Origin of the sequence: Bradyrhizobium cosmicum, assembly GCF_032290525.1 — a bacterium.
GTDB classification, from domain to species: Bacteria; Pseudomonadota; Alphaproteobacteria; order Rhizobiales; family Xanthobacteraceae; genus Bradyrhizobium; species Bradyrhizobium cosmicum_A.
In genome coordinates, this window is record NZ_JASXTA010000008.1 from 140,022 (window position 1) to 164,047 (window position 24,026).

A 24,026-nucleotide genomic window follows, 5' to 3' on the forward strand; every position below is an offset into this window, starting at 1 on the left:
GAAATGTCCCGTTTACGCCCGCGCGATCATCCCTCCCGGTACCAGTCGAACAGATTATCGGTCTCGTTGGCCCAGCCGCTGACGATACAGACGAGGTTGTTGGCCGCGGCTTCCACCTTGAGGCGATGCTGCACCGGGATGAACACGACCTCCTGAATCAAGAGGTCATTGGCCTTCATGTAGAGCGCTGCGCGCTTGATCGGGTCCATTTCGGCTTCCGCCGCGGCGATGATCGCGTCGTAGTCCTTGTTGACCCAGCGCGGGAAATTGGTGCCCTGCCACTTGTTTTCCTTGGTTGCCACCTTCTCCGACGTATAGCGGCGCATGTGCTGCGATGGATCCGGCTGGCTCATGGGAATCTGGAACATCTCCAGGTCCGCGTAGAACTTCGGATAGGTGTCGGGATTGCCGACGTCCGAGGAGAAGAACACCGAGGCGGTGACCGACTTGAGCTCGACATCGACGCCGGCCTTCTGGCAGGCCTGCTTGACGATGGCCTGGGTCTTCTGGCGCGGGCCGTTGATCGAGGTCTGGTACAGAAGCTTCAGCTTCTTGCCGTCCTTTTCCCGGATGCCGTCCGCGCCGGGCTTCCAGCCGGCGTCATCGAGGAGTTTCGCCGCCTTCTCGATGCTGAATTCCCAGGTGTTGTTCTTGGACACGAACTTCTCGGGACCGTTGAGGAAGTTCGCAGTGGTGCGGCCGGCGCGGCCGTAGATCGCCTTCTTGACCGACTCGCGATCGACCAACATCGACATCGCCTTGCGCACGGCCGGATCGGAGAACAGCGGATGCTTGGTCTTCATCGAGGACCGCTCGCCATCGACCTCGGTGTTCGGATCGGTGAAATTGAGCGCGATGAACTCGGTGTCGCCGCCCACGGCGTAGACGGCCCTGCCTTTGCCGCCCTTCTCCAGGCGCAGCAGCACGTCGTCTTCGACCTGGATGTTGTAGCCGAAATCGTATTCGCCGGTCTGGATCACCGCGCGCGCCGCCGAGACGGCATCACCGCCGCCCTTCATCTCCAGCGTATCGAAATGGGGGCGGTTCGGCATGTGGTAGTCGGGATTGATCACACCGCGCACGAGATCGCCGGGCTTGAATTCCACGAACTTGTAAGGGCCGGTCCCGACGGGTGACAGATTGTTCGGCGCCTCGCGGGATTTGGCGCCTTTGTAGTCCGCAAAAAGATGCTTGGGGATGATGGAATTGGGAGCGCCGACGAAAGCATCGGCCCAGAAGGGGGTCGGCTTGTTGAAAAGGACGCGCACCGTGAGATCATCGATCTTTTCGACCTTGATGTCGCGGTGGGTGCCGATGGTCACGGATGCGGTGGCGGGATCGCTGGCATACTCCCAGTTGAACACGACGTCGTCCGCGGTGAACGGCTTGCCGTCGTGCCACTTGACGCCGGGCTTGAGCTTCCAGGTCACCGATTTGCCGTCGGCGGCGAGCCCGCCGTTCTGGATCGACGGAATCTCCGCCGCCAGAACCAGCTTCATGTTGCCGTCGGGATCCCAGGAGGCGAGCGGCTCGTAGAACAGGCGCGAGCCGTCCTGGTCCTTGGTGCCAGTGGCAAAATGCGGATTGAGCAGGGTCGGCCCCTGCCACCACAACAGCTTCAGCGCACCGCCGCCGCCGCGCTTGGTCGGCTTGTAGGTCGAAGGACCCTCAGCCATGGCGACGCCGCCGAGCGCGAGGATCTGGTTGGCCAGGGGCGCCGTCAGGCCGACCGCGGCCATGCGCTTGATGAAGGCGCGGCGATCCATCCGCCCGTCCTTCACTTTGCCGATCATCGAACGCAGTTCTTTATCCAGCATGGTTATCCCCCGTCTGGTTCCCGTATGGATGCAGGCAGCCCCACCGCGGACGCCGAGTTTTGCTGGCCGTAGATGGCACACCGAATAGGCCGCCCGTCAACTGGGACCGTATGTATGCAAACGGTCTTCTGGCTGTCTGTTGGGCAAAACCATGTTCCGCAGCCCAAGCGTTCGGCAATCCGGCGCTAAAACGCGCCGGATTGCGCGCTGCACTGCGGAAAATTTGTTCGTGGCATCAGACGAAGTATCGAGGACAAATTCTACGCCACGGACATGTTCAGTGGCGGCGCGACGTGGTCGGGCAGCGGGCAGACATAAGGTGTCTTGGCCGTCCGCTTCTGAAGGTCCGCCTTGGCGGCCCTGATCAGTTCGGGATCCGTCAAAGCCTTGATGCCGATACCAGCCATCGCCTTGGCCGCCTGAACCATCGCCTTGTGGGCGTGTCCGCTCTTGCCCTGCGCCACCACCTGCCAGGTGTGGAAGGGTGTGCCGATTGCAACCGTCGGTGCGTGAACCTGCACGGTCGGCACCACCCAGCTCACATCGCCGACGTCGGTCGAGCCTACAAGCGGATTGCGCTTGGCATCGAGCGGCACCAGGAAGTCCGCCAGCGGCCGATCGGTCGGCTCCATGCCGATCGCGTAGTAGACCGACTCGATGTCCTTGTCGCTCAGCGTCGCGCGGATCTGGCTGGCAAAACCCTTGTCCGCATCGTCGAAATGCGGCGGTCCGAGCTCTTCCATCACCCGATGCAACGCCTGCTCCAGCGGGGTATTCGGCAGGATGTTGGAGACCGCGGAGATGATCTTCATCTCGACCTTGGTCTCGGTCATCAACGCCGCACCTTCTGCGATCTTGCTGACGCGCCCGACCAGCTCGTTCATGCCGGGCAGATCGCGGGCGCGGATCGAGTAGCGCACGCGCGCATGCGCCTGAACCACGTTGGGAGCGATGCCGCCGGTGTCGAGCAGCGCGTAATGCACGCGCGCATCGCTCGGCATGTGCTCGCGCATGTAGTTCACGCCGACATTCATCAATTCCACCGCATCGAGCGCGGAGCGGCCGAGATGCGGCGAGGCCGCGGCATGCGAAGTGCGGCCGGTGAAGATGAAGTCCGCCCGCGTGTTGGCGAGCGACGGCGTCACCGCCACTTCCCAGAAACTATGCGGATGCCAGGTGATGGCGATGTCGGCGTCCTCGAATGCGCCGGAGCGCACCATGAAGGCTTTTGCCGCGCCGCCTTCTTCCGCGGGGCAGCCGTAATAGCGCACACGGCCCGGCACCTTGTTCTCGGCGAGCCAGTCCTTCATCGCGGTCGCGGCGAGCAGTGCCGCGGAACCGAGCAGATTGTGACCGCAGCCATGGCCGTGACCGCCGGTCTCGATCGGACGGTGCTCGGCGACGCCGGCCTCCTGGCTGAGGCCCGGCAGCGCGTCGTATTCACCCATGAAGGCGATGACCGGTCCGCCCTCGCCCGACTCGCCCATCACCGCGGTCGGAATACCCGCGACATTCTCGGTGATGCGGAAACCCTGATGGCGCAGCTCGGCGAGATGCTCGGCGGCCGACCGCGCCTCGGTGTAGCACACCTCCGGCATCCCCCAGACCTTATCGCTGAGGTCGATGAAACGCGCCTTGATCGTGTCGACGCCACGCCAGATGTCGCTGCGGTTGTCCATTGCTTCGGTCCGTGATCTCTTGGTCAAACGAAGCGGCAAGGGTTAGCAGCTTCGTTGTACCCCGCCTAGCACGTCGCGGGACAGCAGCCATGCGGCTGAGGCCGGATTGAGCAGCCGCCTGCCTCCTGGGCACGTACCGCTTCCATATCTTTCGAAGAATTCACGCGACCTTCTCCGGAATAGTTGGGGGACGAGGCTTTCAAGACGGCCTGCTCCGGCCTAAATTATCCGAGCTTCGCACGTTGGTCTGCGGCCACGGCGGAGCGATGCACTCAGCCAGGAGAACTCCATGCCCGCTCTGACCGAATGGAGAGTGCCGCCGGCGAACCAGCCGCGGGCGGGCGACTACGCCTTCGATCTCGACGGTGCGCTCGCATCCGTGGTCGGCCTGCACGCCATCATCCCGCCCGACGCCTTCAGCGCCGAGACGCTGGGTACCGAGCGCGCCGGCAACGGCGTCGTGATCGACGACGGACTGGTGCTCACGATCGGCTATCTCATCACTGAAGCAGAATCGGTATGGCTTCACCGCGCCGACGGACGTGTGGTGGAGGGTCACGCGCTCGGCTTCGATTCCGAGACCGGGTTCGGACTGGTGCAGGCGCTCGGCCCACTGGACATCGCGCCGCTGCCGCTCGGCTCGTCGGCGGCAACCAGACTCGGCGACAGCGTCGTGGTCGGCGGCGCCGGCGGCCGCACGCGCTCGGTCGCAAGCCAGATCGTGGCCAAGCAGGAATTCGCCGGCTATTGGGAATATCTGCTGGACGAGGCCATCTTTACCTATCCCGCACATCCGAACTGGGGCGGCACGGCGCTGCTCAACGAGCGCGGCGAGCTGATCGGCATCGGCTCGCTCCAGCTGGAGCGCGAACGCGACGGCAAGGCCGAGCACGTCAATATGATCGTGCCGATCGACCTGCTGAAGCCGATCCTCGACGATCTGCGCAAGTTCGGCCGCGTCAACAAGCCGGCACGCCCCTGGCTCGGGCTTTATTCGACCGAGATCGACAACCGTGTGGTGGTGATCGGAATTTCGGCCAACGGCCCGGCCGCCCGCGCCGAGCTCAAGACCGGCGACGTCATCCTCGCGGTCGACGGCGACAAGGTCACGAGCCAGACCGGCTTCTACAAGAAGATGTGGGGACTCGGCGCTGCCGGCGTCGACGTGCCGCTGACGGTGCACCACGAAGGCGTCACCTTTGACGTCACGGTGACATCGACCGACCGCTTCAAGCTCCTGAAGGCGCCAAAACTGCACTGACCGCACGCCGAGGGAGCCGCCAAGGGAAGCTGCAATGAGCGAGGCCGTGATCGACGACATCGTGGCCGTGCTGCCGCCGCTGCTCAATGCGCTCGAGGCGCTCGGCTTCTTCCAGCGTCATTTGCATCCGCCCGCCTTCGCCTCCGTGATGAACGAGATCGGGGCGCCGGATGACGTGCTGCAATCCGCACGCACGGCGATCGGCGAATGGCCCGAACAATTCGCCGGCCTGCGCAGCCGGCTCGATGCAGCCTGCAGCGAGACGCTCGCCGCCTTCGCCGGCATTCGTGAGGTCGAGCGCGGCAACGGCGACCTCGTCGCCGTGTTCCGCGCGCTGCGCCACCTGCCGCGCGCGCAGGAGGCGCTCTACCCGCTGGCGGTGCAGTTTCCGCCTGTGAGCAGCTTCTTCCTCAACACCGCCAATCGCGATAACAACGATCTGATGGTACGACTTGAAGCCGGCGTTAGCGAAGACACCGGCGTCTTCCACGACCATAACGAGCCCGGCAGCCGCGGCGGCTTCTCGGTCTATGTGCCGGAGTATTATTCGCCCGAGCGGGCCATGCCGCTGGTGATGGCACTGCACGGCGGCAGCGGCAACGGCCGCGGCTTCCTGTGGAGCTGGCTGCGCGATGCCCGCAGCCTCGGCGCGATCCTGGTCGCACCGACCGCGATCGGGCAGACCTGGGCACTGATGGGCGATGACGCCGACTCGCCCAACCTCATGCGTATCCTCGAGACCGTGCGCAGCCGCTGGACCATCGACGCCTCGCGCATGCTGCTGAGCGGCATGAGCGACGGCGGCACCTTCAGCTACGTCAGCGGCCTCGACGGCGCCTCCCCCTTCACGCATCTTGCGCCGGTCTCGGCAACTTTCCATCCGCTGATGGCGGAGATGGCGGACGCCATGCGCCTGCAGGGCTTGCCGATCTTCATCACCCACGGCAAGCTCGACTGGATGTTCCCGGTACAGACGGCGCGGCAGACCCATGCCGCGCTCTCGGCTGCGGGTGCCAATGTCACCTATCGCGAGATCGACGATCTCAGCCACACTTATCCGCGCGAGATCAACGTCGAGTTGATGGAATGGCTGAATGGGGAATGAACGGTCCGTCCTTACCTGCGCCGTACTGCTGCGGAACCATCACTCCGGGCCGACGTTATCGCCCGTCACCGGAGGTTCGCCATGCAGACTTTTTTTGGAATGATTTTGGGCGCGCTGCTGCTTGCGGGCGGCGTCTACGTCTATGACTCCATGCAGACCTCATCCGTCGCCAATGGCCAGGTTGCTAACAGCAATCGCACCATCGTGAACTGGGACGTCGCCAAGGCCGATTGGGATGCGCTGCGCGATCGTGCGCACAAGGACTGGGTCCGCATCTCGTCGAAGTAGCTTCGAGCGGCCAGACATGAACGAGGCGCCGTCGCGGGTCCGCGGCGGCGCCTTTCGGTTGGCTACAATTCAATACAGTTAGCGTCAGTTCATCTTGGCCTTGCGGGCATCGGCGATGACCTGCTCGAACTCGGTCATGCTGAGCACGCCCGGCACGCGGTACTTGCCGACGATGAAGGACGGGGTGCCGCGGAAACCGAAAGCTTCGGCCTGCTCGTTGTTGCGTTTGAGGACGGCGTCGATGTCCTTGGCGTGGTCGGTGAGATCGCGCTTCAACCGGTCCATGTCGACGCCGGCGGCCGCCAGCAGCTCGTTAATGCGCGGCTCGGTCAGGCGCGAGCTGACGCCCATCATGGCGTCATGGGCCTGGTGATACTTGCCCTGGAATTTGGCGGCGAGCGCCGTTCGCGCCGCCGTGACCGAGACCGGCCCGAGGACCGGCCAGTCCTTCATCACCAGCCTGACCTTGCCGTCGTCCTGGACGACCTGGCGCAGCTCGGGCTCGAGCTTGCGGCAATAGGGGCAATTGTAGTCGGACCATTCGATAATGCTGATGTTGCCGTCGGGATTGCCGGCGACGGGAACGTCGGGATCGCGCAGCACCTTGGCTTCGGTCAGCACCTCGTCATCGTCGGCGGCCGCGCGCGCCGAAGTGATTCCACCCGCAGCAAGGGCGCCCGCCCCGATCCACGCCAGTGCCGCGCGCCGCGTCGCCACAAGGCCCTTATTCCTGAATCCAGCCATATCTCGTCCCGTTTCGGTCCCATCGCCGCAAATACGGTTCGGGACGGGGCATTGTTACGGGTCATATAGAGTGTTGCGGGCGCGATGTCATCGCCACGCTATGCGCGGGTTGCGGCCGGCGCTTGCGGAGCCGCAGTGCGAGGCAGCATCGCCATCAATGTCCCGGTCATGGTGGCGATCAGCGTGGACTTGCCGTCATGCTCGGCAAAGGCCCTGGCCTCGCAGAAGGTCAGCGTGCGACCGGGCTTGACCACCTCGGCCCTGAAGACGAAGCGCTCGCCGCGGGCGGGCGCAAGCAGCGTGGTCTTGAACTCGACGGTGAGGATATCGGCCTCGTGCGGCATCAGGGTGAAGGCGGCAACGCCGCAGGCGTTGTCGAGCCCGGCTGTAATGATGCCGGCATGGACAAAACCGTTCTGCTGCGTGAAGGCATCCGAATGCAGCATTGCCAATTCGACCTCGCCTGGCGCAAGGCGGACGATCACGATGCCAAGCGTGCGCATCGCCGGCTGGCCGTCGAACATGGCGACGGCCGCGGCGCGATAGCCTGGGTTTTTCGGCTCGAACACGGCCATGGCAATTCCCGCCCTTTTTTGATTGTTGATACGGTAGCGTATCAGGACCGCGCCGCGTTAGCAATACGGCACCGTATCAAGAACCAGTGAGGCTTTCTTCATGAGCGACGGCAAGCGCGACGTCTGGGTTGAGGCAGGGCTTACCGAGCTCGCGCGCTCCGGGGTCGGGGGCGTGCGGGTCGAGGTGCTCGCCAAGAACCTGGGTGTCACCAAAGGCGGCTTCTACCGCCGCTTCGCCGACCGCGCCGCGCTGCTCGAGGCCATGCTGGTGCGCTGGCGCGAGGGACGGGCCGCGTCAATCGCGCAGCAGACGAGCCTCGACGGGCAGGAGCCGCGCGAGCGGCTCAGGGCGGTCATCCAGCTCTATTCCGAGCGGCTCAATCCCGAAGGCATGGCGATCGAGCTCGCAATCCGGCAATGGGCTCGCTTGGACGAGAATGCCGCGGCGGCCGTCGCGAGCGTGGACGCGGCGCGGCTGAAGCACGTCGCCGAACTCTATCGCGCGACCGGCCTCGACGCCGAGGAAGCCGAGGCGCAGGCCTTCCTGTTCTACTGCTTCATCTTCGGCCAGAGCCTGCTGTTCGTCGAGCGCGGCCCGCGCAAGCGATCGCAGCTCGTGGCGAAATCGGCCGAGAAGCTACTGGACTAGACGGCAGGACCACGCGAAATGGCCGGAGCTTGGCTCCGGCCACCGCATCAGGTCGAAGCTCAGGCAGGGCCCTTCAGCTTCTTGTTGCATTCGCTGTAATAGCCGCCGCCCTTCTCGATCCACTTCATGCCGCCATTGCCGTTGGTGGTCTTGTTGGCGTTGTACTGGTCGACGCAGGTGTGAAGACGCGCCTTGCCGGCGGTCTCCTTGGCATATTTCGGATCGACGGCGTTCGGGTAGATCGCGGGTCCGGCCGGCAGGGTCGGCGCGGCAGCCGGCGCGGCCTCCTTCTTCGCCTGCTTCGGCTCGGCGGGAGCGGCGGGCATAGCCGGAGCCGCCGCGCTCGGTGCGGCGGCCGGCGTCGCATCGGCACCGCACTGAGCCTTGCGGAAGTCATTCCACTTCATGGTGCCGAGTGAGCCGTCCTTCTTGGCTGCCTGATATTTTGCGCTGCACTCCTGCGAGGTCAGCGCCTGAGCCGGCGCGCTCGCCATCAGTGCGGCAAAGCCCGTCAACGCCACGGCACACAGCAATTTTGATTGAATGGTCATCCTTGAATCCTCCTCCTTGGTCTTTCCCGACGGACGTGAAACGAGGATTGCTATCCTAGCGTGTCGGCGGCTTGCGACAAGGAAGCGATGGCATTCGCGGCAAAAATTTAGTGATCCGGCCGTCTGAATTATTCATGCCGCGTTCAGCAACGCGAGCCGACCTTCGCGCCCTTCGCAATTCGCGCAAGACAGAGTGCAACACCATGACCTTCACGTCTCGCCTCGCCGTCGTCGCCCTCGCCTCCCTGCTCGCTACCGGCACCGCTTTGGCGCAGACCGCCGCGCCGGCTGCCAAGCCTGATGCCGCTGCCACCGCCGACAGGAAAGCGCCGAAGGAGCGCTCGGCCGAGTCGCTCGATTGCTCCAAGCAGGCAGACGCCAAGGGCCTGCACGGCAAGGAGCGCAAGAAATTCCGCTCCGAGTGCATCAAATCCGCGAAGGCCGGCATCGCCGCCCCCGCCGCCGACAAGAAGTAAATCCGTCACCCCACGGTTCGCGAGCATCGGTGAGGGGCGCGCGCATTGCGGCATGACGAGCCTGCAATTGTGCGCCTCTCCCTGATTTGCGATAAGGTGGCGGTGAAACAAATCACCGCCTCCCTGCCGTTCGAATGGCCGAGCCGTGCCGAGATCTTGAGCACGGTCGAGACGCTTGTCATCGGCACCGCCGGCGGCCTGGTGTTTCTGCTTGCGGGTCTTCCCGGCGGGCTGATCTCAGGCTCGATGATCGCGGTCGGAGCAGCTGCGATCGCCGGACGCAAGCTCGCGCTGCCGCCGATCCTGACCCAGACCGTGCTGGTGCTGCTCGGCATTTCACTCGGCTCGGTCGTCTCGCGCCATCTGCTGCAACAGGTCAGCGCCTATCCCGTCACCATCGGCCTGCTTGCGCTCGCGACTTTCTGCTCGACGTTCGGCTCGAGCTATTACCTCCAGCGCATCCATGGCTGGGACCGCACCTCGGCCTTCCTCGCCGGCAGCCCCGGCGCGCTGTCGCAGATCACGATCCTGGCGGTTGAACGCGGCGCCGACCTGCCCGGCATCGCGGTGGTCCAGACCATGCGCGTCATCATCCTCACCGCAGCGCTGCCGATGGTCCTGGCCATCGCGGGCGTCGCACCTTCCGCGGCGCCATCGCTGACGACGGCGATCGCCTCGCCGCTCGACCTTGCGATGCTGGTCGCGGCCTCGCTCGCTGCGGCGCTGCTGCTGCGGCTGATCAAATTTCCGGCGAGTTGGATGTTCGGCGCGATGATCGGCTCCAGCGTGCTGCATGGCGCGGACTGGGTCGAAGGCGGCCTGCCGGACTGGGTGCGCGGCGTGGCGCTGGTCGGCATCGGCGCATTGATCGGTAGCCGTTTTGCCCGGATGCGGATCAAGACGCTCGCCGGCCATATCAACGCGGCACTCGGCTCGTTCGCCGTGGCCATCGCCGTCTCCGCGATCTTCGTCGGCATCGTCGCGCTCACCACGCAGGTGAAATTCTCCGATGTCGTCGTCGCCTTCGCGCCGGGCGCGATGGACGCCATGCTGGCGCTGGCGCTGACGCTGCACATCGACCCGATCTTCGTCGGCGCCCATCATCTGTCGCGCTTCGTGTTCGTGACGATCGCAACGCCCGGCATCGTGCACCTGTTCGGGCGCACCCAGGACGATGTGGACGATTAGACCCTAGCGCTTCGCCGTCCGCACAAATGCCCACGCGGCGATTGCGGCCATCAGCAGCGAGATCAGCACGTTGTAGCCGGCGAGCGAGAGGCCGAGGAAACGCCACTGCACCTCGTCGCAGCGCACCACCTTCACGGTGTCGAGCTTGGACAGCAGGTCGGCGGCGCTGCCGAGATTGACGACCGGGCCGGAGCAGTCGGTCGGGCCCTTCCAAAAGCCCCATTCGACTCCGGAGTGATAGGTGCCGAGCCCGGCATTGGCGAGCGTCGCCAGCGCGAGGATCGCGAGCCCTGCGAGTAGCAGCGGCCGCGGCGCGCCGCTCCGCGCCGCGAGCGCAATGAGCAGGCCGAGCGGAATCGCGAGATAATAGGCGTAGCGCTGCTCCAGGCAGAGTGGACAGGGCACGATCTCCAGCACGAGCTGGAAGAACCAGGCTCCCGCGATCGTGGCAGCCGCAATCAGGGTCACCGCGAGCGAGGCGGTCAGAGCCGGGCCGGTGGCCGCCGGTTTGAATCCAGGTATTGCGGCACTCTGGGTCACGGCAGCCTCGTCTCGATGGGTCGCTTTCTCAAGGCTCTAACCCCCGCCCATGCGGCTGTCGAGAACGGCCGGGATCACTTTGGCGCGGGTTGACCCCGCTTTGTCCATGGCTATAGTCCGCCGGCTTCGCGACGCCCGCTTTTGGGGGGCCGACCGAGGGCCCCTGTGGCGGAACTGGTAGACGCGCTCGACTCAAAATCGAGTTCCGCAAGGAGTGCTGGTTCGATTCCGGCCAGGGGCACCAGCCTTCGCTGCTTCGCAGCTACGGCTGGGCGAGCCACGCGCGGCACCATCGAAGCGAAGCACCAAAGAGTCCCGCCGAAGCCTTGGCGAAGGCGGACTGGCGCGACAAAGCTCACTCCCCCTCCCTAGCAATCGTCACATCCCGCCTGTATAAACCGGCAGCTTCTTCCATAACTCGAAGGGGCTCACATGAACGACCTGCATACGTGGCTTTCGCAACAGCACCACGGCCTGCGCACCTTCCGGACATTCCAGCAAAAGCTCGAGACACTCGGCCGGGACGATCCCGCCCAGCGCGGCCTGTGCCGGCTGCTGAGCGGTCTTGTCGGCAGCTATGTCGAGGCGTTTCACGAGGCCCCGCTGCCGGTTGAAATCGCCGACGGGGCCTATCGGCGCCTGCTGACGCTGGTTGAGAGCATCGACCTGAATGCCGACGCCAACCGCCGGCTCGCCGACATCAACCGCGTGGCGGAAAGCGAGCTCTGGCGGTAAAAGGCGGCGCGGCCGTCGCCATCGCGCCGTCTTGGTCATGAGAGACGCGTGTAAATCGTGTTCATGGTGTAGTCCTTGCGTGGACCCGACACCACATGACGGACGACGAACGTCCCGTCCGGCAGGAACATGTAGACCGAACGATAGTCGTCGCATTTGCAAAGATGGCTTGCGCATCCGCTCAGCGCTCCTCCGGAGGATGCGGACAGTGAGATCTCGTGAAACAGCAGCGGTGGGTCCTCCCTAAAGAAGACGCTGAATCCCCCGTCGCTGCTGCTGAAGAAATATTCGCGTTCGGCCTGCACAATGGTGCCGTTCGCAAGCTTCAGATGTCCCTGCTCGCGATAGGCCAACCGCCCGCTGTCCAGTGGCGTGAAGATCGCGATACCCTGCATCGTAGCCTGACCTTCGATGACCCGGTCGAAGGACCACGGGCCGATCAGCTTTGTCATGACTTCCGAGGCGTCCCAGCCATCGATCGTGGCTTCATTCATATCTTCAGATCTGCGCATAACCCAACGTCGCGCCTCACAGAACCCGCAGCCGGGCGTTCGACTTCAGCGAGCCGATACCTATATCCTACCGCAACGGACGGTGATCCAGCGAGCAGCTTTGATGGCCAGAAGACGCACGACGGAAGCGGATGCCGACGACCTCCCCCGCTATTTCGTCTGGGTCCGGGGCCTCGAAGGCCCCGAGCCGCAGAAATGGATGGCGATGGATTTCGGCGTCGGTGACTGGAGGCGGCCGCTGGTGCTGGCCTTTCTGGAGCTGCCGGAAGGCGAGCGGCATCTGCCGCTGTCGGTATTGGCGCGGCGATATCCGCCGCCGCGAGTCGATCTCTTGTAGACTGCTCTGAGCGCGTCGCACGACAGTCTGTCGCTTGGGAAACAGAGGCCTCCGGATGCAGTTTCGCCGCTCCGATTGCCGGAGCGACCTCCCGACACGTCGAGGTGGCGCGATCCCGCTTGCTACCTCAGCGGGATTGTGGGCAAAATGCACCTGTATTTTCAATGACCCAAACATTGCTTGAATCCCGGAAGTGCTGCCCGGCCCAGGCCTGAAGTGCTTCCGCGGTCGAATTGCCGGAGGGGCCATGCCACGCCACGATGAGGCACTGAACAAAGATTCCACCACAACGGACAAGCCCCGCAACGATGCCGACACCGCCGGTGCGGCGGCCACAGGGCAGTCGGGCCGCAAGCTGGTGCTGTTTGCCGACGGCACCGGCAATGCGTTCACCGCCCAGGAATCCAGCGTCTGGCGTCTTTACGAAGCGCTCGACCACACCCAACCGGACCAGATTGCCTACTACATCAAGGGGGTCGGCACGGCCGGCTGGGCGCCGCTCGCCGCGCTCGACGGCGCCACCGGCATCGGCGTGCCCGGCAACGTCCGCAAGCTCTACCGCTTCCTGTGCTGGAATTGGCGGGAAGGCGACGAGATCTACATCTTCGGCTTCAGCCGCGGCGCCTTCACCGCGCGCACGCTGGCCGCGCTGATCGCGAGCCAGGGGCTGGTGCCGGCCGAGATCAAGGGCGAACCGGTCTCGCATGCCGAGATGGAGCGCAATGCCATGGCAGCGTGGCGGGCATACCGCAAGGCGTCGGTCGGTTATTGGAGCCTTCCGACGATCTGGATCGCGCGCTGGACACGCGACCTGCTGCTCCTCATTTATCATTTCGTCTGCTGCCACCGCTCCTATTGCACGGTCCGCAAGGCCATGGCTGGCCGGAGGAACGTCCAAATCGAATTTCTCGGACTTTTCGACACAGTCGAAGCGTTCGGCGTACCGATCGAGGAGCTGCGCGCGGCGATCGACTGGTCGGTCTGGCCAATCTCGTTCCGGAACCACGAACTCTCGCGCGCGGTGAAGCGCGCCTACCACGCGCTCGCGCTGGATGACGAGCGCACCAGCTTCCACCCCTTACGCATCGACCAGAGAAAGCTGAAAGAGACGCACCAGATCGTCAACGAAGTGTGGTTCGCCGGCGTTCATTCCGATATCGGCGGCGGTTATCCGGAGGCCAGCCTTTCCTTCGTCCCGCTGGTCTGGATGGTCGAACAGCTCGGTGGGCAGCTTCGCTTTCAGGACGGATCGATCGAGCATTTCCGCGCCTACCAATCGGCGATCGGCCCGCGGCATGATTCACGCAGCGGCGCGGCGGTGCTGTACCGATACGATCCTCGCCCGATCCTCGGTGGTGATGAGAATAGCGGCCCGCCGGTGATACACTTCGCCGTAGTCGAGAGAATGCTGTTCGGGTGCGACGACTATGCACCGATCATGCTTCCTGCGAATGCTCGCGTGCTGATGCCGGATGGAAGTATCCAGGAGCTCACCGATGATGGCACGCATAAGGCCATGCAGGGCGCCTATCTGAAAAAAGCGAAGGGCCCGGTCAGCAAGGTCGAAGCCCGCGCCTTCACCGCGATGGCAGCGCCCAATTCCCGGATGATCAATCTTGCGCACGGCGCCGTGTGGTGGCGCCGCGTGGCCTATTTTTCGCTTCTCATCACAGCGGGCGTAATTGTCGCTTGGCCCTGGATCGCACACAAGATCGTCGAGCTGTCAATCGACAATGGACTACGCGATACCCTCATGCTTCGGATCATCACCGATATTGACTGGGGACTCGGCGCGGTGATCGGGTCCATCGCCAACCTGCTCAAAAACATTTTGCCGTCCTACGCCGGACCATGGCTCGACATCGCGCTCTACTATCCCTCATTGACCTTGCTGGTCGTGCTGCTTACGTGGGGCATCTGGCAAATAAACTCTCGGCTGCGCGACGGCATCCAGGAGCGAGCGCGGCTCGCCTGGTACCGACCGGATCGCAAGGCAAGCCTGAAGAACCTCAGCAGGCTGAACATGTTGTTCAGATTCGGCGGCTTCATGCAGAGGAACGCCGGGCGGATACATTTCCCGTTCGCCAAATTCGTCTTTCCGATCGTCTCCATCATCGCGATCTATGCTTTGGGTCTCCTGATCGGGTCGAGCAGCTTCTTTACCTGGCGCCTCGCAACGGGCCAGGTTTGCGAGAGTCCGGAAACAAAAGCGCAGAAGGAGAAAAGAGCGGGTGTAACGGTGCCGGCGAGTATCGCGCTGGCGAGGCCGGTGGGTGACGACGCTGCCCAGGCAACCGAGCCTTTCAAGGTCGACGAATTCTGCTGGGCAAGCAGGCTTTCGGTCGAGAAAGGCCGAAAATACCGCGTCTGGATCGATATGGAAGAACCTTGGTTCGATCGCACAATCATGACCGGTGTCAACGGCTTCCAGACCTACGAAACGCATCACTACTTCGCCTTGCCAATTCGGCGGGTGTTCGGCGCGGACTGGTTCCAGCCGTTGGTGCGCGTCGGCGAGAAGGGCTTGAACGATCAACCACTGCAAGTCGTGAACGCGACCTCCGCCGATGAGTTGCCCCGCCGGATGAACCCGACTCTTCCCGCGGAAAAGGACAATGACAAGTCGAAGAACAGATATCCCGTGCGTCTCGAAGATGCGATGGAGCTGTCCGATCACGACGACACAGAGAAGCTGAAGAAGCTCAAGGGCGAAGTGGCCGGAATGGGTACGTTCGATGCGCTTCCCAAGGACGACGCGGCACGCAAGGTTTGGGACACGCAGAAGCTGGGAAGCCGAATGGTCGCCGAATTCGTGGCGCCGGACTCCGGTGAACTGTTCTTCTACGTCAACGACGCCGTGCAGATCTTTCCGGAATTCCTGCGGTGGCTGGTTCCGGCAAAGTACGCCCCATATTTCGGATCGGACGAGCAGTACTACAGGAACAACAGCGGCACCGCGCGGATCACGGTGCAGCGAATACCGGCACCACCGATGCCTGCGGGCCAACCGGCATCGCAGCCTGTGAGCAAATAGCGTCGAGACGCAAACTGCTTCAGACGGCCTCATCGGCGTGACGACTCCTGGCCCTATACAGGCCGGCATGAGGTTTTCCCGCCCCCATGATTATGGCTGTCGCGGCGTCCGCGCCGCGGCTAAACTTGGCTTCGCGCCGCGGGGGACACGCGGTGCGGGACGATGAACATGAGCGAACAGGGCGAGATGGGTGAGGCCATCACCATCCTCCTCGTCGAGGACGACGCGCCGACCTGCTGGCGGCTCCAGGATGCATTGGTCAAGGCCGGCTACGAGGTGCGCAGCGCCGGCACGCTCGGTGAGGCGCGTCAGGCCCTGAACGGCGGCGCACCGCGCGTGCTGCTGACCGACCTGCGGCTGCCCGACGGCCATGGCGTCGAGTTGATCCGCGAGACCCGGCTGCGCTTCCCCGATACCGAAATCATGGTGATCTCGGCGCTCGGCGACGAGGAAAGCGTGATCTCGGCAATCACGGTTGGCGCCACAGGTTATCTCCTGAAGGACGCCTTCCCGACCGACATCGCCACCACCGTGCGCGACCTGGTCGCCGGCCATTCGCCGATCTCGGCCTCGATCGCGCGGTTTATCGTGCGCAGAACGCAAGGTGCCGCGCAGAGCTCGGCCGAGCCGCCGCCAGGCCCTGTGCTCAACATCACAAGATTGACCCCGCGCGAGATCGATATCCTCTGGGGCATCGCAAAGGGCTTCAGCTACGCCGAGATCGCGAGCCATCTCGGCCTGTCCAGGCAGACCGTGCCCGGGCACATCAAGAACATCTATCGCAAGCTCGAGGTGCACACCCGCGGCGAAGCCGTGTTCGAGGCGGTGCAGCAGGGCCTGATCAAGCTGTGAACAAGATTGCGGCGAAGGCACCCAAGCGCATGCGGCGCCGGCTGATCGCGTCGCGCCTCGCGCCGTATCTGCTGCTCCAGGTCCTGATCGTGCTCGCCACCATCCTCGGGCTGCGGCTGCTCCAGCCGAGCGACCCCGAAGACTTTGCGCTGAGCGGATTTTCTTTGCGGGAGGACGGCGCGAGCCGTCCCGTGACGCTGCCGCATTTCACGTCGTCGCGTTATTCGCTTGCAGATCCTCCGCTCTATACCGGCGCCTTCATGTTCCGGAGCAATGATGCGGCGTCGGGTTGGTCCGTGTACCTGCCGCGCTTCAGCAACGCGGTGGAGGTCGCCGTCAACGGCGTTGTCGTGCTCGACTCCCGCCGCGATTTCAATGCCAACCGGCCGGACCGCAATACGCCACAGATCGCGCTCATTCCTGCCTCGCTGCTGCACGACGGCAGCAACGAGATCGCCGTGCGGCTGTTCGTCTGGGGTCCGCTGAAGGGTTTTCTCGACACCGTCTATGTCGGACCGGATGCCGCCCTGCGTCCGTCCTACGAAACCCGCACGCTGCTGTTCGTCACGCTGCCGGTCGCGTTCTCTGCCTGGCAGTCGATCCTCGCCGTCATCCTCGCGATCATGTGGCTGATGCGGCGGCACGAGCCGGTCTATGGCGTGCTTGCCGGGGCCATGGTGCTCGGCGTCGTGCAGGCATTCTCGCCGCCGCCGGTGCCGCCCGCCACCGCCTCGCGGCTTGCCGCGGTGCTGCTGGCGTCCGCGCCGATCGAGAGCGCGCTGATCGTCGCCTTCGGCGTGCTGTTCTTCGGCTGGCGCTGGCCGCGCTACGGCATGCTGCTGTTCGCGCCGGGAATGATCGTGTTCGTGGTCGGATTGATCGCAGGACCGCCGCTGCCGCGCATCCTGTTTCTGGTGCTGGGCATCCCCACGGTCGGGGTCTGCCTGTTCCTGATGGCCTGCGTCACCGCGGCCGCGGTGGTGCGGCGCCAGGATGCCGCGAGCTTCACGCTCGGCTGCGCGGTGAGCATCGTGCTGACCTGCTGGGTCCAAGACATGCTATCGGTGTTCGAGATCGTGACCAACGAACGCATCTTCGTCTCGCGACTGTCCTATTCGGCGATGCTGGTCGCGATCGGCGCCGGCCTGACCTGGCGTTTCGCCCGCGCGCTGAACCAGGTCGACGGCTTCGCCAGCCAGCTGGTGACGCGCGTGCGCGAGGCGGAGGAGCGGCTGAAGGCGAGCTTCACCCGCGAGGAGGAGCGCGCGCGGGCCGCGGCGCTTGCCAACGAGCGCTCGCGGCTGATGCGCGACCTGCATGACGGCCTCGGCGGCCAGCTCGTCAGCATCGTCGCACTCTCCGAGCGCGGCCACGAGGGCGCCAGCATCACGGATGCGGCGCGCGCCGCGTTGAAGGACCTGCGCCTCGTCATCGACTCCATGGACGACATCGGCGGCGACCTCATGCTCGCACTCGGCTCCTGGCGCGAGCGCGCGGCAGCGCAATTGCGGCCGCACGACATCGCGCTCGACTGGCGCGTAGCGACGCCCCAGGGCCTGCCGCTGCATCCCGAACTGCGGCCATGGCACGTCATCCAGATCGTGCGCATCCTCGACGAGGCCGTGACCAACGCGGTCAAGCACGCGCAGGCGCGCCATATCACCGTGACCATCGAGACGCTCGAAGACGGCAAAGGACCGTATGGCGTGATCAGTGTTGCGGACGACGGCAAGGGCCTTGCGCTCGCCGGCGAGGCCACGGCAACAGGCCAGACCGCCCGCGGCATGCGCAACATGAGAAGCCGCGCCACACGCTGCGGGGCGGTGCTGGATTTGGCCTCGGATTCCTCGGGCACGCGCGTGCGGCTGCAATTGCCGCAAGTCTTTCCCGACAGCGATGGCGCCGCGGGCTGAAAAGCCCCTCCCCGAACGTGTGGGGCGCACGGAGAGAGGGAACGGGCCGGATTGTTGTCATGCGGAGGACGGGGGGTTCGTCCGCAGTCATCCCTTTGCCCGAAGCGATGCAATCAATTCAATCAAACTGGTCAGTCAACGTACGCCGACGCGATTGACCGGGCCGCCGCGATTCATCGGCGTGCCGGCGCGGACGCCAACACCGGGCGCACCGACGCCGGGCGTCGCCACCGCCGCAGCCGCGACCGGCGCCCGGGGTGCAATCACCACTGCCGCTGTCGGCCGCACCACGCAGCCCTTGGGCACGCCCACCGTCTTGCAATACACCACCGCCTGCGCCGGACTGGTGCCCAGCGACAGCATCGCCGCACCCGCCAGCATCATGGCCGTCAGCCCGGCGCTCAGCGCTCCCACTTTTCTCGACATCTTGCTCTCCTGCTTCCCGTTGGGCGTCCCGATGCAATCACCGGGTCTCGCAGCCAACGTGCAGCCTGAATGGGAAAAGACGGCGCCCGGATACATGCCATGAAGATGGGGGTCCGGCAGCCGGACGGGCCGATGCCATGAACATGGCATGGACCGGCCGCACGCCCCCGCGAGATGGTCCGTCTCACCCGATTCCACGGGACCCATCGCAATCCCAAAGAGGTGTTTTATGAAGATTTCGGTTCTTGCCGCGCTGCTGCTCGCCGCCACCGCCCTGCCGGCCGCGGCCCAATCCGGTCCGACGCTGCAGGAACAGATGGCCTGCCGCGGCGATGCCAACAAGTTCTGCGCCGAACACGTCGGCAAGCCGCCGCAGATGAACGCCTGCCTGCGCGAGAACAAGTCGAAGCTCTTGGACCCCTGCCGCAAGGTCGTGGAATCGCGCGGGGGCTGATCCAACTGTCATTCCGGGTCTGCGTGCTGCGCACGCATCCCGGAGTGACGAGATCAGCTCCAAAGCACAAATCTTGCAAGCGCCCCGCTGCGCAGGTTGCTAGGCGGAGTGCTCTTCAATGTACGATACGATCATCGTGGGAGCCGGATCGGCCGGCTGTGTGCTGGCCAACCGGCTGTCGGCCGATCCGCATCGCAAGGTGCTGGTGCTGGAGGCCGGCCGCGCTGCGCCGCTCGCCTCGGATATTCCCTCGGACTGGCCAACGATGTTCAACACGGCCGTCGATTGGGGCTTCTACACCGAACCGCAAGCCGGCTGCCGCGGACGGCGGATCTTCTGGCCGCGCGGCAAGATGGTCGGCGGCTCCGGCGCGATGAATGCGATGATCTATATTCGCGGCCTTCCCTCCGACTACGACGGCTGGGAGAAGGCGGGATGCCTGGGATGGGCGTGGCGCGACGTGCTGCCGAAATTCATCGCCTTCGAAAACAATGCGCGTTTCAAGGACGATCCCTTCCACGGCACGAGCGGCCCGCTGCACGTCGCCGACGTTCCGTTCGTCGATCCCAATGAACTGAAATGGCTGGAGGCGGCGCAGGCCGCGGGTCTCTCGCACAATCCCGATTTCAACGGCGCCACCCAGGAGGGCGCAGGCTTTTTCCAGTTCGTCATCAAGGACGGCGAACGCTTCGGCACCGGCAAGGCCTATCTGCGCCCGGCGCTGACGCGGTCCAATCTCGCGCTGAAGACAGGTGTGCGCGTGACGCGCATCATCATCGAGCGCGGCCGCGCGATCGGCGTCGAATATCTCGAGGACGGGCAGCCGAAGAGCGTCTTCGCGACCACGGAGGTGGTGCTTGCCTCCGGCGCCATCGGCTCGGCGCAGCAATTGCTGCTGTCGGGCGTCGGTCCGGCCGACGAATTGAAGGCGGTCGGCGTCAACGTCGTGCATAACCTGCCCGGCGTCGGCAAGGATCTCCAGGACCACATCAACATTCCCATCACCTTCTACACAAAGGAGAAGATCGGGGTGGGCGCCTGGACCGACGAGAGCCTCGCCGCAAGCCTCGCAGAATGGCAGGCGCACCGCAGCGGCCCGCGCACCTCGCCCTGGGTAGCCGCCGGCGCTCATGTACGCAGCCGGCCCGGCGTCGAGCCCGACCTTCAACTCTATGGCGCAATCAGCCCCCACCGCGACTATGTCCGCTTTCTGTCGTCCAGACCGGGCATCACGCTGCATGCGACCTTGCAGCGGCCAAAGAGCCGCGGACAGATCAAGCTGCGCTCAGCCGATCCGATCGAGCCCCCCGCAATCGACCCCGGCTATTTTGCGTCGGATGCCAGCGGCAACGACATCGCGACCATGATCGAAGGCGTACGCATCAATGGCCGCATCGCCGCGCAATCACTGCTGAAAGAAATGATCGAGGGCGAGATCACGCCAAGCGCGGAGGCCGTGAGCGATGCCGAGATTGCCGGCTACATCAGCGGTCATTGCACGACGCTCTATCACGCCGCCTCGACCTGCCGCATGGGCACCGATGATCTGGCCGTCGTCGACCCGCAACGCTTGCAGGTGCGCGGTATCGAGGGCCTGCACGTCGCCGATGCCTCGGCGATCCCGATCATGATTTCGGGCAACATCCAGACGCCGACCATCCTGATCGCCGAACGCGCAGCGGCCGCGATCTTGAACTGAGGCTAGTCGTCGTCGGGCCCAAACAGCCTGATCTGCGGGAAGCCGCCGCGCGGCCGGCCCGCGTAATCGCGCGTCTCGGAATCTTCGCGGATGTTGCGCGCAACGTCGTCCCAATCGGTGCGGTCGCGCACGCCGCGTGGATCACGGTAGTCGTAGCGGTGACGCTCGGACCAGCGTTCGCGGCGTTCGGCTCGGCGCCGTTCGGTCGCCGCACGCTTCACGTCAGAATCCTTGGCCTTGGCATAGGCGTTGTCAGGCGAAGAGGACGGCTCCGTAGAAGCCTGCTGCTCCGCGGGTTTCGCGGCTTGCGAAGTCAGCGCCGGCTTTATCGGCTCCTTCCGCGGCTCGACCGCGGCCGTTCGGGGACGCGCCGCCGGCGCTTCATCGCTCGCTTGAGTGGACTGCGTGTCAGGCTTGGCGTCAGACCTCACTTCGGCTTGGGCCTTGTCCTGCGCCTGCGCGGGCGCCGCGATCATCGCGCCGAACGTTTGCGAGCCGGTGAGATACTGGATGCGCTCCGACGGCGCACTCGACGCGGTTGTTGCGGCCGCAGCCTCGGCGCGCTGCGCCATCTTGCTGGTGTCCGGGCCCTGCTTGGGGGCGATCGGATTCATGATGTTGCCGGCGACGATTCCGCCGCCGAGACCAATGGCAATGGCGGCGACGATCGTTCCGGCACCGACGAAATAAGCTGTCGCGGCGCGCATTGATCCACTCCCTCGTTTGGGGCGGGCAACGCGTGGGGATTGCCAGATGTTCCTGCTATCCGGGGTTCCGGACGGGAACTGCGCGTCAGATCTGCTGCGCGACCTTTTCAAGCCCGATGATGCGGGCGAGCTTGCGGACTTCTTCCTTTTGATCCTCACGCAGCTGGAACAGCAGCGGCATCGCCGCCGACTTCAACTGCTGGACCTCATCGCAATTCGGATCGATCGGCACGCCCGGCGCGTTCGGATTGGAGAGCCTGTTTGCCGAGATCTTGCGGACGACGTTGCGTAGCGCGGTCTCGACCGAGGGCCAGTAATATTCCTGCGACGACGACAGTTTCAGGCGATCCCTGATGCCCGCGATCTGCACGTCGGAGAGCAGTGAATAGTTTTTCTGCGGTTGCGGCTTGGCGGCGACCTTGGGCTTGGCGGGGGCTTCGTGCAGCGCCCCGGTCGGAGCCTCTGCGGCGGGCATCTCCAGCGAGGCAACCTTGGATTCCGCAGCCTTGGATTCCGCAGCCTTGGACTCCGAAGGCTTGGAGTCCGTAGCTTTGGGCATCGGGAAATCAGCCGGGGTCGCGGCAGCAAAAGCCTGGCGCAGCGGCTCGGTCAGCACCGGCGCCTGCGAAAGCCTGTCGGCGGGCACCTGGACCGGCTCGATTGCGGCCGAGGCCAGCGCCAGCGTTGGAACCAGACGATCAGCCTTGGCGGCGCGATTGGTCGAAAGCTGCTTGGGCGGCGGGGTCTGCGCGATCATCTCCGCGCTGACGCTTGGCACGCTGTCACGGCCGAGAATGGCCTTGGTGGCGGCGCCGAGAACGAGGAAACAGGTCAGCACGACGATGGTGATGGCTTTGGACAAACGTCTCTCCGCGCCCAACTTCAAGTCCACGTGATCACTGCCCGGAAACTGGGCGATAATTAAGGCTTAACCGTGCCGTTGCGGCGGCAATCGCGCGGGCTGCGGCGACATGCCCCGGAAATCTCAAGCAAATCAGGCCGCTAGCGCCAGGTCGTAGGCATCCTGGATATCGGCGACGATGTCGGAGGCCTCCCACACCGCGCGCGGCTCGACCGATTGCAACGTCACCGTCCAGTTGCCACCCCGGCGGGTGCGGGGAACGCTGACGATGTCGAAGCGGACGTTGCGGCACAGCGGGTGACGGGCCAGCGCGTGGGCCACGCGGACGCGGATTTCGTCCAGCGTCGCGGCTGTCTTGCTGTTGAGAAAATCGAAGTCCATCGCCTGTCCCTCTCGGCCCTGATTGGCGGCCGTGAAGGATTCTTGGCGGGGGTTGGTTAATCTGCCGTTAAGCGAGGGGCTCCGGAGGAGCGCTCGATTAACTGTGATCGGGATGACGCCCTTCTGACTCCGGGCTTTTACGGGGAAAAGACACTACTTCGCGATATTCGGCGACCGTCCGCGCGACGAGGTCGTCGACTGCCATCACGCCGGCCACGCCTGACGTCGAATGCCCGCCGCTCCAAATATCGCGCCAGCGTTTTGGACGCTTCTCGCGCGCGTTGACGTCGATGTCCTTGCCGATGTCGATAGCGCCACGCGCTGGCAGATCGTCGGGATCGAGACCGGCAGCAACGATCGACGGCTTCAGCATGCTGGTCTGCAAGCCCGTGAAAGCGGTGGTGAGCAAGATATCGTCGGCGCTGCTCTCGACCAGCATCTGCTTGTGGCGCTCGTCCGCCATGCTCTCGCGCGTGGCGATGAACTTCGTGCCCATATAGCCGAGATCGCAGCCGAGCACTTCGGCCGCCCGTAGCGCGCGGCCATCGCTGATGCCGCCGGCCAGCACGACGATGCCGTCGTAGAATGCGCGTACCGCGCGGACGAAGGCAAACGGGTTAAGCCAGCCGGTCTGCCCGCCGGCGCCCGCAGTCAGCAGCACGAGCCCGTCGGCGCCGGCTTCCGCCGCGCGCCCGGCGTGGCGGATCGAGGCGACGTCAGCCAGCACCAGCGCGCCCGCATCATGCAGCGGCTTCAACACCGGCGCGGGCGAGCCGACCGAAGTGATGACGATCTCGGGCTTATGCCGCAACAGCACGGCGAGATCCTGCTCCAGCCGCGCGTTGGAGCGATGCACGATCAGGTTCGGGCAGAGCGGCGCGGCCTTGCGGCCGGTTTGATCTTCGTGCTGCCGCAACCGCGTTTCGATCTGCGCAAGCCACGCCTCGAGCTGTTCGGTGCTGCGGCAATTCGCGGTGGGGAAGCTGCCGATCACACCGTTGCGGCAGGTCGCGACCATGAGCTCGACGCCCGACACCAGAAACATCGGGGCCGCGATCAAAGGCAGGCTGAGACGATCGCGGACCTGTTGCAGTCGATCGGATGTCACCCAAGCCTCCCTGTCACGCTCGCCTCTTTGCGCGGGCGTTGGCGTTCCGTCCCGCATCGTCTGTGCCAGCGTCGCGCGCAAACATTGACACGCGAGAAGCCAATGACAAAGCGACGAGGAAACATATGTCCGA

The 24,026-nt window shown here is 64.7% G+C and carries 25 protein-coding genes and 1 tRNA gene; 14 read left to right on the plus strand and 12 right to left on the minus strand.

All coding sequences use genetic code 11. The features are described from left to right. Positions 1-26: 26 nt before the first annotated feature. Positions 27-1,817 (minus strand): peptide ABC transporter substrate-binding protein, encoded by a 1,791-nt coding sequence (locus QSV46_RS16750; RefSeq protein WP_314953009.1) that lies wholly within the window; start codon positions 1,815-1,817, stop codon positions 27-29. Positions 1,818-2,077: 260 nt separating this feature from the next. Continuing rightward, positions 2,078-3,496 carry a M20 family metallopeptidase gene (locus QSV46_RS16755; RefSeq protein ID WP_314953010.1) on the minus strand — a complete coding sequence of 473 codons (1,419 nt, stop codon included), beginning with the start codon at positions 3,494-3,496 and terminating at the stop codon, positions 2,078-2,080. 289 nt (positions 3,497-3,785) lie between these two features. On the opposite strand from QSV46_RS16755, the gene QSV46_RS16760 reads away from it, so the two are divergent. The 3 genes from QSV46_RS16760 (at position 3,786) to QSV46_RS16770 (ending at position 6,150) form a co-directional block, all read left to right on the plus strand. Beyond that, a complete protein-coding gene (locus tag QSV46_RS16760; protein ID WP_314953011.1) occupies positions 3,786-4,757 on the plus strand; it encodes a S1C family serine protease in 972 nt (323 codons plus the stop codon). Positions 4,758-4,791: 34 nt separating this feature from the next. Continuing rightward, positions 4,792-5,862 carry a phospholipase gene (locus QSV46_RS16765; RefSeq protein WP_314953012.1) on the plus strand — a complete coding sequence of 357 codons (1,071 nt, stop codon included), beginning with the start codon at positions 4,792-4,794 and terminating at the stop codon, positions 5,860-5,862. An 81-nt stretch (positions 5,863-5,943) separates the two neighbouring features. Next, on the plus strand, positions 5,944-6,150 hold the full coding sequence (locus QSV46_RS16770) for a hypothetical protein (RefSeq protein ID WP_314953013.1): 207 nt from the start codon (positions 5,944-5,946) through the stop codon (positions 6,148-6,150). 84 nt (positions 6,151-6,234) lie between these two features. On the opposite strand, the gene QSV46_RS16775 is transcribed toward QSV46_RS16770, so the two are convergent. Both QSV46_RS16775 and QSV46_RS16780 read right to left on the minus strand, forming a co-directional pair. Further along, positions 6,235-6,894 carry a DsbA family protein gene (locus QSV46_RS16775; RefSeq protein WP_314953014.1) on the minus strand — a complete coding sequence of 220 codons (660 nt, stop codon included), beginning with the start codon at positions 6,892-6,894 and terminating at the stop codon, positions 6,235-6,237. Positions 6,895-6,992: 98 nt separating this feature from the next. Beyond that, positions 6,993-7,469, minus strand: a complete 477-nt coding sequence (locus QSV46_RS16780) for a PaaI family thioesterase (RefSeq protein WP_314953015.1) — start codon at positions 7,467-7,469, stop codon at positions 6,993-6,995. A gap of 100 nt (positions 7,470-7,569) precedes the next feature. Here QSV46_RS16780 and QSV46_RS16785 point away from each other — a divergent pair, with 100 nt between their 5' ends. Then, positions 7,570-8,118, plus strand: a complete 549-nt coding sequence (locus QSV46_RS16785; protein WP_314953016.1) for a TetR/AcrR family transcriptional regulator — start codon at positions 7,570-7,572, stop codon at positions 8,116-8,118. Between the two features lie 59 nt (positions 8,119-8,177). Here QSV46_RS16785 and QSV46_RS16790 read toward each other — a convergent pair whose 3' ends face one another. Then, positions 8,178-8,669 carry a hypothetical protein gene (locus QSV46_RS16790; RefSeq protein ID WP_314953017.1) on the minus strand — a complete coding sequence of 164 codons (492 nt, stop codon included), beginning with the start codon at positions 8,667-8,669 and terminating at the stop codon, positions 8,178-8,180. A 203-nt stretch (positions 8,670-8,872) separates the two neighbouring features. Here QSV46_RS16790 and QSV46_RS16795 point away from each other — a divergent pair, with 203 nt between their 5' ends. Next, entirely contained in the window at positions 8,873-9,145 is a 273-nt protein-coding gene (locus QSV46_RS16795) for a PsiF family protein (protein WP_314953018.1), read from the plus strand. Positions 9,146-9,247: 102 nt separating this feature from the next. Then, positions 9,248-10,333 carry an AbrB family transcriptional regulator gene (locus QSV46_RS16800; protein ID WP_314953019.1) on the plus strand — a complete coding sequence of 362 codons (1,086 nt, stop codon included), beginning with the start codon at positions 9,248-9,250 and terminating at the stop codon, positions 10,331-10,333. A 3-nt stretch (positions 10,334-10,336) separates the two neighbouring features. On the opposite strand, the gene QSV46_RS16805 is transcribed toward QSV46_RS16800, so the two are convergent. Beyond that, positions 10,337-10,873 (minus strand): disulfide bond formation protein B, encoded by a 537-nt coding sequence (locus QSV46_RS16805; RefSeq protein WP_314953020.1) that lies wholly within the window; start codon positions 10,871-10,873, stop codon positions 10,337-10,339. 159 nt (positions 10,874-11,032) lie between these two features. Here QSV46_RS16805 and QSV46_RS16810 point away from each other — a divergent pair. Together QSV46_RS16810 and QSV46_RS16815 are read left to right on the plus strand one after the other, a co-directional pair. Further along, positions 11,033-11,117, plus strand: a tRNA-Leu gene (locus tag QSV46_RS16810). Positions 11,118-11,305: 188 nt separating this feature from the next. Then, positions 11,306-11,608: a hypothetical protein gene (locus QSV46_RS16815; RefSeq protein ID WP_314953021.1), complete on the plus strand. Its 303-nt coding sequence runs from the start codon at positions 11,306-11,308 to the stop codon at positions 11,606-11,608. A 35-nt stretch (positions 11,609-11,643) separates the two neighbouring features. Here the strand turns inward: QSV46_RS16815 and QSV46_RS16820 are convergent, their stop codons facing one another. Then, positions 11,644-12,102 (minus strand): DUF6314 family protein, encoded by a 459-nt coding sequence (locus tag QSV46_RS16820; protein WP_314953022.1) that lies wholly within the window; start codon positions 12,100-12,102, stop codon positions 11,644-11,646. A 121-nt stretch (positions 12,103-12,223) separates the two neighbouring features. Between QSV46_RS16820 and QSV46_RS16825 the strand changes: the two genes are divergently transcribed. The 4 genes from QSV46_RS16825 to QSV46_RS16840 all read left to right on the plus strand — a co-directional run bounded on the left by QSV46_RS16825 (position 12,224) and on the right by QSV46_RS16840 (position 18,256). Next, positions 12,224-12,457, plus strand: coding sequence for a hypothetical protein (locus QSV46_RS16825; RefSeq protein ID WP_314953023.1), 234 nt, complete (start codon positions 12,224-12,226; stop codon positions 12,455-12,457). Positions 12,458-12,650: 193 nt separating this feature from the next. Continuing rightward, positions 12,651-15,491: a DUF2235 domain-containing protein gene (locus tag QSV46_RS16830; protein WP_314953024.1), complete on the plus strand. Its 2,841-nt coding sequence runs from the start codon at positions 12,651-12,653 to the stop codon at positions 15,489-15,491. Between the two features lie 168 nt (positions 15,492-15,659). Beyond that, the gene (locus QSV46_RS16835; RefSeq protein ID WP_314953025.1) at positions 15,660-16,343 is read left to right on the plus strand and encodes a response regulator transcription factor; all 684 of its coding nucleotides are present in this window, start codon (positions 15,660-15,662) and stop codon (positions 16,341-16,343) included. Beyond that, positions 16,340-18,256, plus strand: a complete 1,917-nt coding sequence (locus tag QSV46_RS16840; protein ID WP_314953026.1) for a sensor histidine kinase — start codon at positions 16,340-16,342, stop codon at positions 18,254-18,256. The genes QSV46_RS16835 and QSV46_RS16840 overlap by 4 nt, the downstream gene beginning before the upstream one ends. 135 nt (positions 18,257-18,391) lie before the next feature. On the opposite strand, the gene QSV46_RS16845 is transcribed toward QSV46_RS16840, so the two are convergent. Further along, the gene (locus QSV46_RS16845) at positions 18,392-18,682 is read right to left on the minus strand and encodes a hypothetical protein (protein ID WP_314953027.1); all 291 of its coding nucleotides are present in this window, start codon (positions 18,680-18,682) and stop codon (positions 18,392-18,394) included. Between the two features lie 229 nt (positions 18,683-18,911). Between QSV46_RS16845 and QSV46_RS16850 the strand changes: the two genes are divergently transcribed. Then, positions 18,912-19,136, plus strand: a complete 225-nt coding sequence (locus QSV46_RS16850) for a cysteine rich repeat-containing protein (RefSeq protein WP_314953028.1) — start codon at positions 18,912-18,914, stop codon at positions 19,134-19,136. Between the two features lie 118 nt (positions 19,137-19,254). Continuing rightward, positions 19,255-20,835: a GMC family oxidoreductase gene (locus tag QSV46_RS16855; RefSeq protein ID WP_314953029.1), complete on the plus strand. Its 1,581-nt coding sequence runs from the start codon at positions 19,255-19,257 to the stop codon at positions 20,833-20,835. Positions 20,836-20,837: 2 nt separating this feature from the next. Here the strand turns inward: QSV46_RS16855 and QSV46_RS16860 are convergent, their stop codons facing one another. The 4 genes from QSV46_RS16860 to QSV46_RS16875 all read right to left on the minus strand — a co-directional run bounded on the left by QSV46_RS16860 (position 20,838) and on the right by QSV46_RS16875 (position 23,893). After that, positions 20,838-21,542 (minus strand): hypothetical protein, encoded by a 705-nt coding sequence (locus QSV46_RS16860; RefSeq protein ID WP_314953030.1) that lies wholly within the window; start codon positions 21,540-21,542, stop codon positions 20,838-20,840. A gap of 85 nt (positions 21,543-21,627) precedes the next feature. After that, positions 21,628-22,404 (minus strand): hypothetical protein, encoded by a 777-nt coding sequence (locus QSV46_RS16865; protein ID WP_314953031.1) that lies wholly within the window; start codon positions 22,402-22,404, stop codon positions 21,628-21,630. 132 nt (positions 22,405-22,536) lie between these two features. Next, positions 22,537-22,785 (minus strand): hypothetical protein, encoded by a 249-nt coding sequence (locus tag QSV46_RS16870; RefSeq protein ID WP_314953032.1) that lies wholly within the window; start codon positions 22,783-22,785, stop codon positions 22,537-22,539. Between the two features lie 97 nt (positions 22,786-22,882). Further along, a complete protein-coding gene (locus QSV46_RS16875) occupies positions 22,883-23,893 on the minus strand; it encodes a nitronate monooxygenase (protein WP_314953033.1) in 1,011 nt (336 codons plus the stop codon). Between the last annotated feature and the right edge of the window lie 133 nt (positions 23,894-24,026).

Coding starts and splice junctions, on each gene's coding strand:
- QSV46_RS16750 (WP_314953009.1), bottom strand. CDS start 1,817: ATGCTGGATAAAGAACTGCGTTCGATGATCGGCAAAGTGAAGGACGGG.
- QSV46_RS16755 (WP_314953010.1), bottom strand. CDS start 3,496: ATGGACAACCGCAGCGACATCTGGCGTGGCGTCGACACGATCAAGGCG.
- QSV46_RS16760 (WP_314953011.1), top strand. CDS start 3,786: ATGCCCGCTCTGACCGAATGGAGAGTGCCGCCGGCGAACCAGCCGCGG.
- QSV46_RS16765 (WP_314953012.1), top strand. CDS start 4,792: ATGAGCGAGGCCGTGATCGACGACATCGTGGCCGTGCTGCCGCCGCTG.
- QSV46_RS16770 (WP_314953013.1), top strand. CDS start 5,944: ATGCAGACTTTTTTTGGAATGATTTTGGGCGCGCTGCTGCTTGCGGGC.
- QSV46_RS16775 (WP_314953014.1), bottom strand. CDS start 6,894: ATGGCTGGATTCAGGAATAAGGGCCTTGTGGCGACGCGGCGCGCGGCA.
- QSV46_RS16780 (WP_314953015.1), bottom strand. CDS start 7,469: ATGGCCGTGTTCGAGCCGAAAAACCCAGGCTATCGCGCCGCGGCCGTC.
- QSV46_RS16785 (WP_314953016.1), top strand. CDS start 7,570: ATGAGCGACGGCAAGCGCGACGTCTGGGTTGAGGCAGGGCTTACCGAG.
- QSV46_RS16790 (WP_314953017.1), bottom strand. CDS start 8,669: ATGACCATTCAATCAAAATTGCTGTGTGCCGTGGCGTTGACGGGCTTT.
- QSV46_RS16795 (WP_314953018.1), top strand. CDS start 8,873: ATGACCTTCACGTCTCGCCTCGCCGTCGTCGCCCTCGCCTCCCTGCTC.
- QSV46_RS16815 (WP_314953021.1), top strand. CDS start 11,306: ATGAACGACCTGCATACGTGGCTTTCGCAACAGCACCACGGCCTGCGC.
- QSV46_RS16820 (WP_314953022.1), bottom strand. CDS start 12,102: ATGAATGAAGCCACGATCGATGGCTGGGACGCCTCGGAAGTCATGACA.
- QSV46_RS16825 (WP_314953023.1), top strand. CDS start 12,224: ATGGCCAGAAGACGCACGACGGAAGCGGATGCCGACGACCTCCCCCGC.
- QSV46_RS16835 (WP_314953025.1), top strand. CDS start 15,660: ATGAGCGAACAGGGCGAGATGGGTGAGGCCATCACCATCCTCCTCGTC.
- QSV46_RS16845 (WP_314953027.1), bottom strand. CDS start 18,682: ATGTCGAGAAAAGTGGGAGCGCTGAGCGCCGGGCTGACGGCCATGATG.
- QSV46_RS16850 (WP_314953028.1), top strand. CDS start 18,912: ATGAAGATTTCGGTTCTTGCCGCGCTGCTGCTCGCCGCCACCGCCCTG.
- QSV46_RS16855 (WP_314953029.1), top strand. CDS start 19,255: ATGTACGATACGATCATCGTGGGAGCCGGATCGGCCGGCTGTGTGCTG.
- QSV46_RS16860 (WP_314953030.1), bottom strand. CDS start 21,542: ATGCGCGCCGCGACAGCTTATTTCGTCGGTGCCGGAACGATCGTCGCC.
- QSV46_RS16870 (WP_314953032.1), bottom strand. CDS start 22,785: ATGGACTTCGATTTTCTCAACAGCAAGACAGCCGCGACGCTGGACGAA.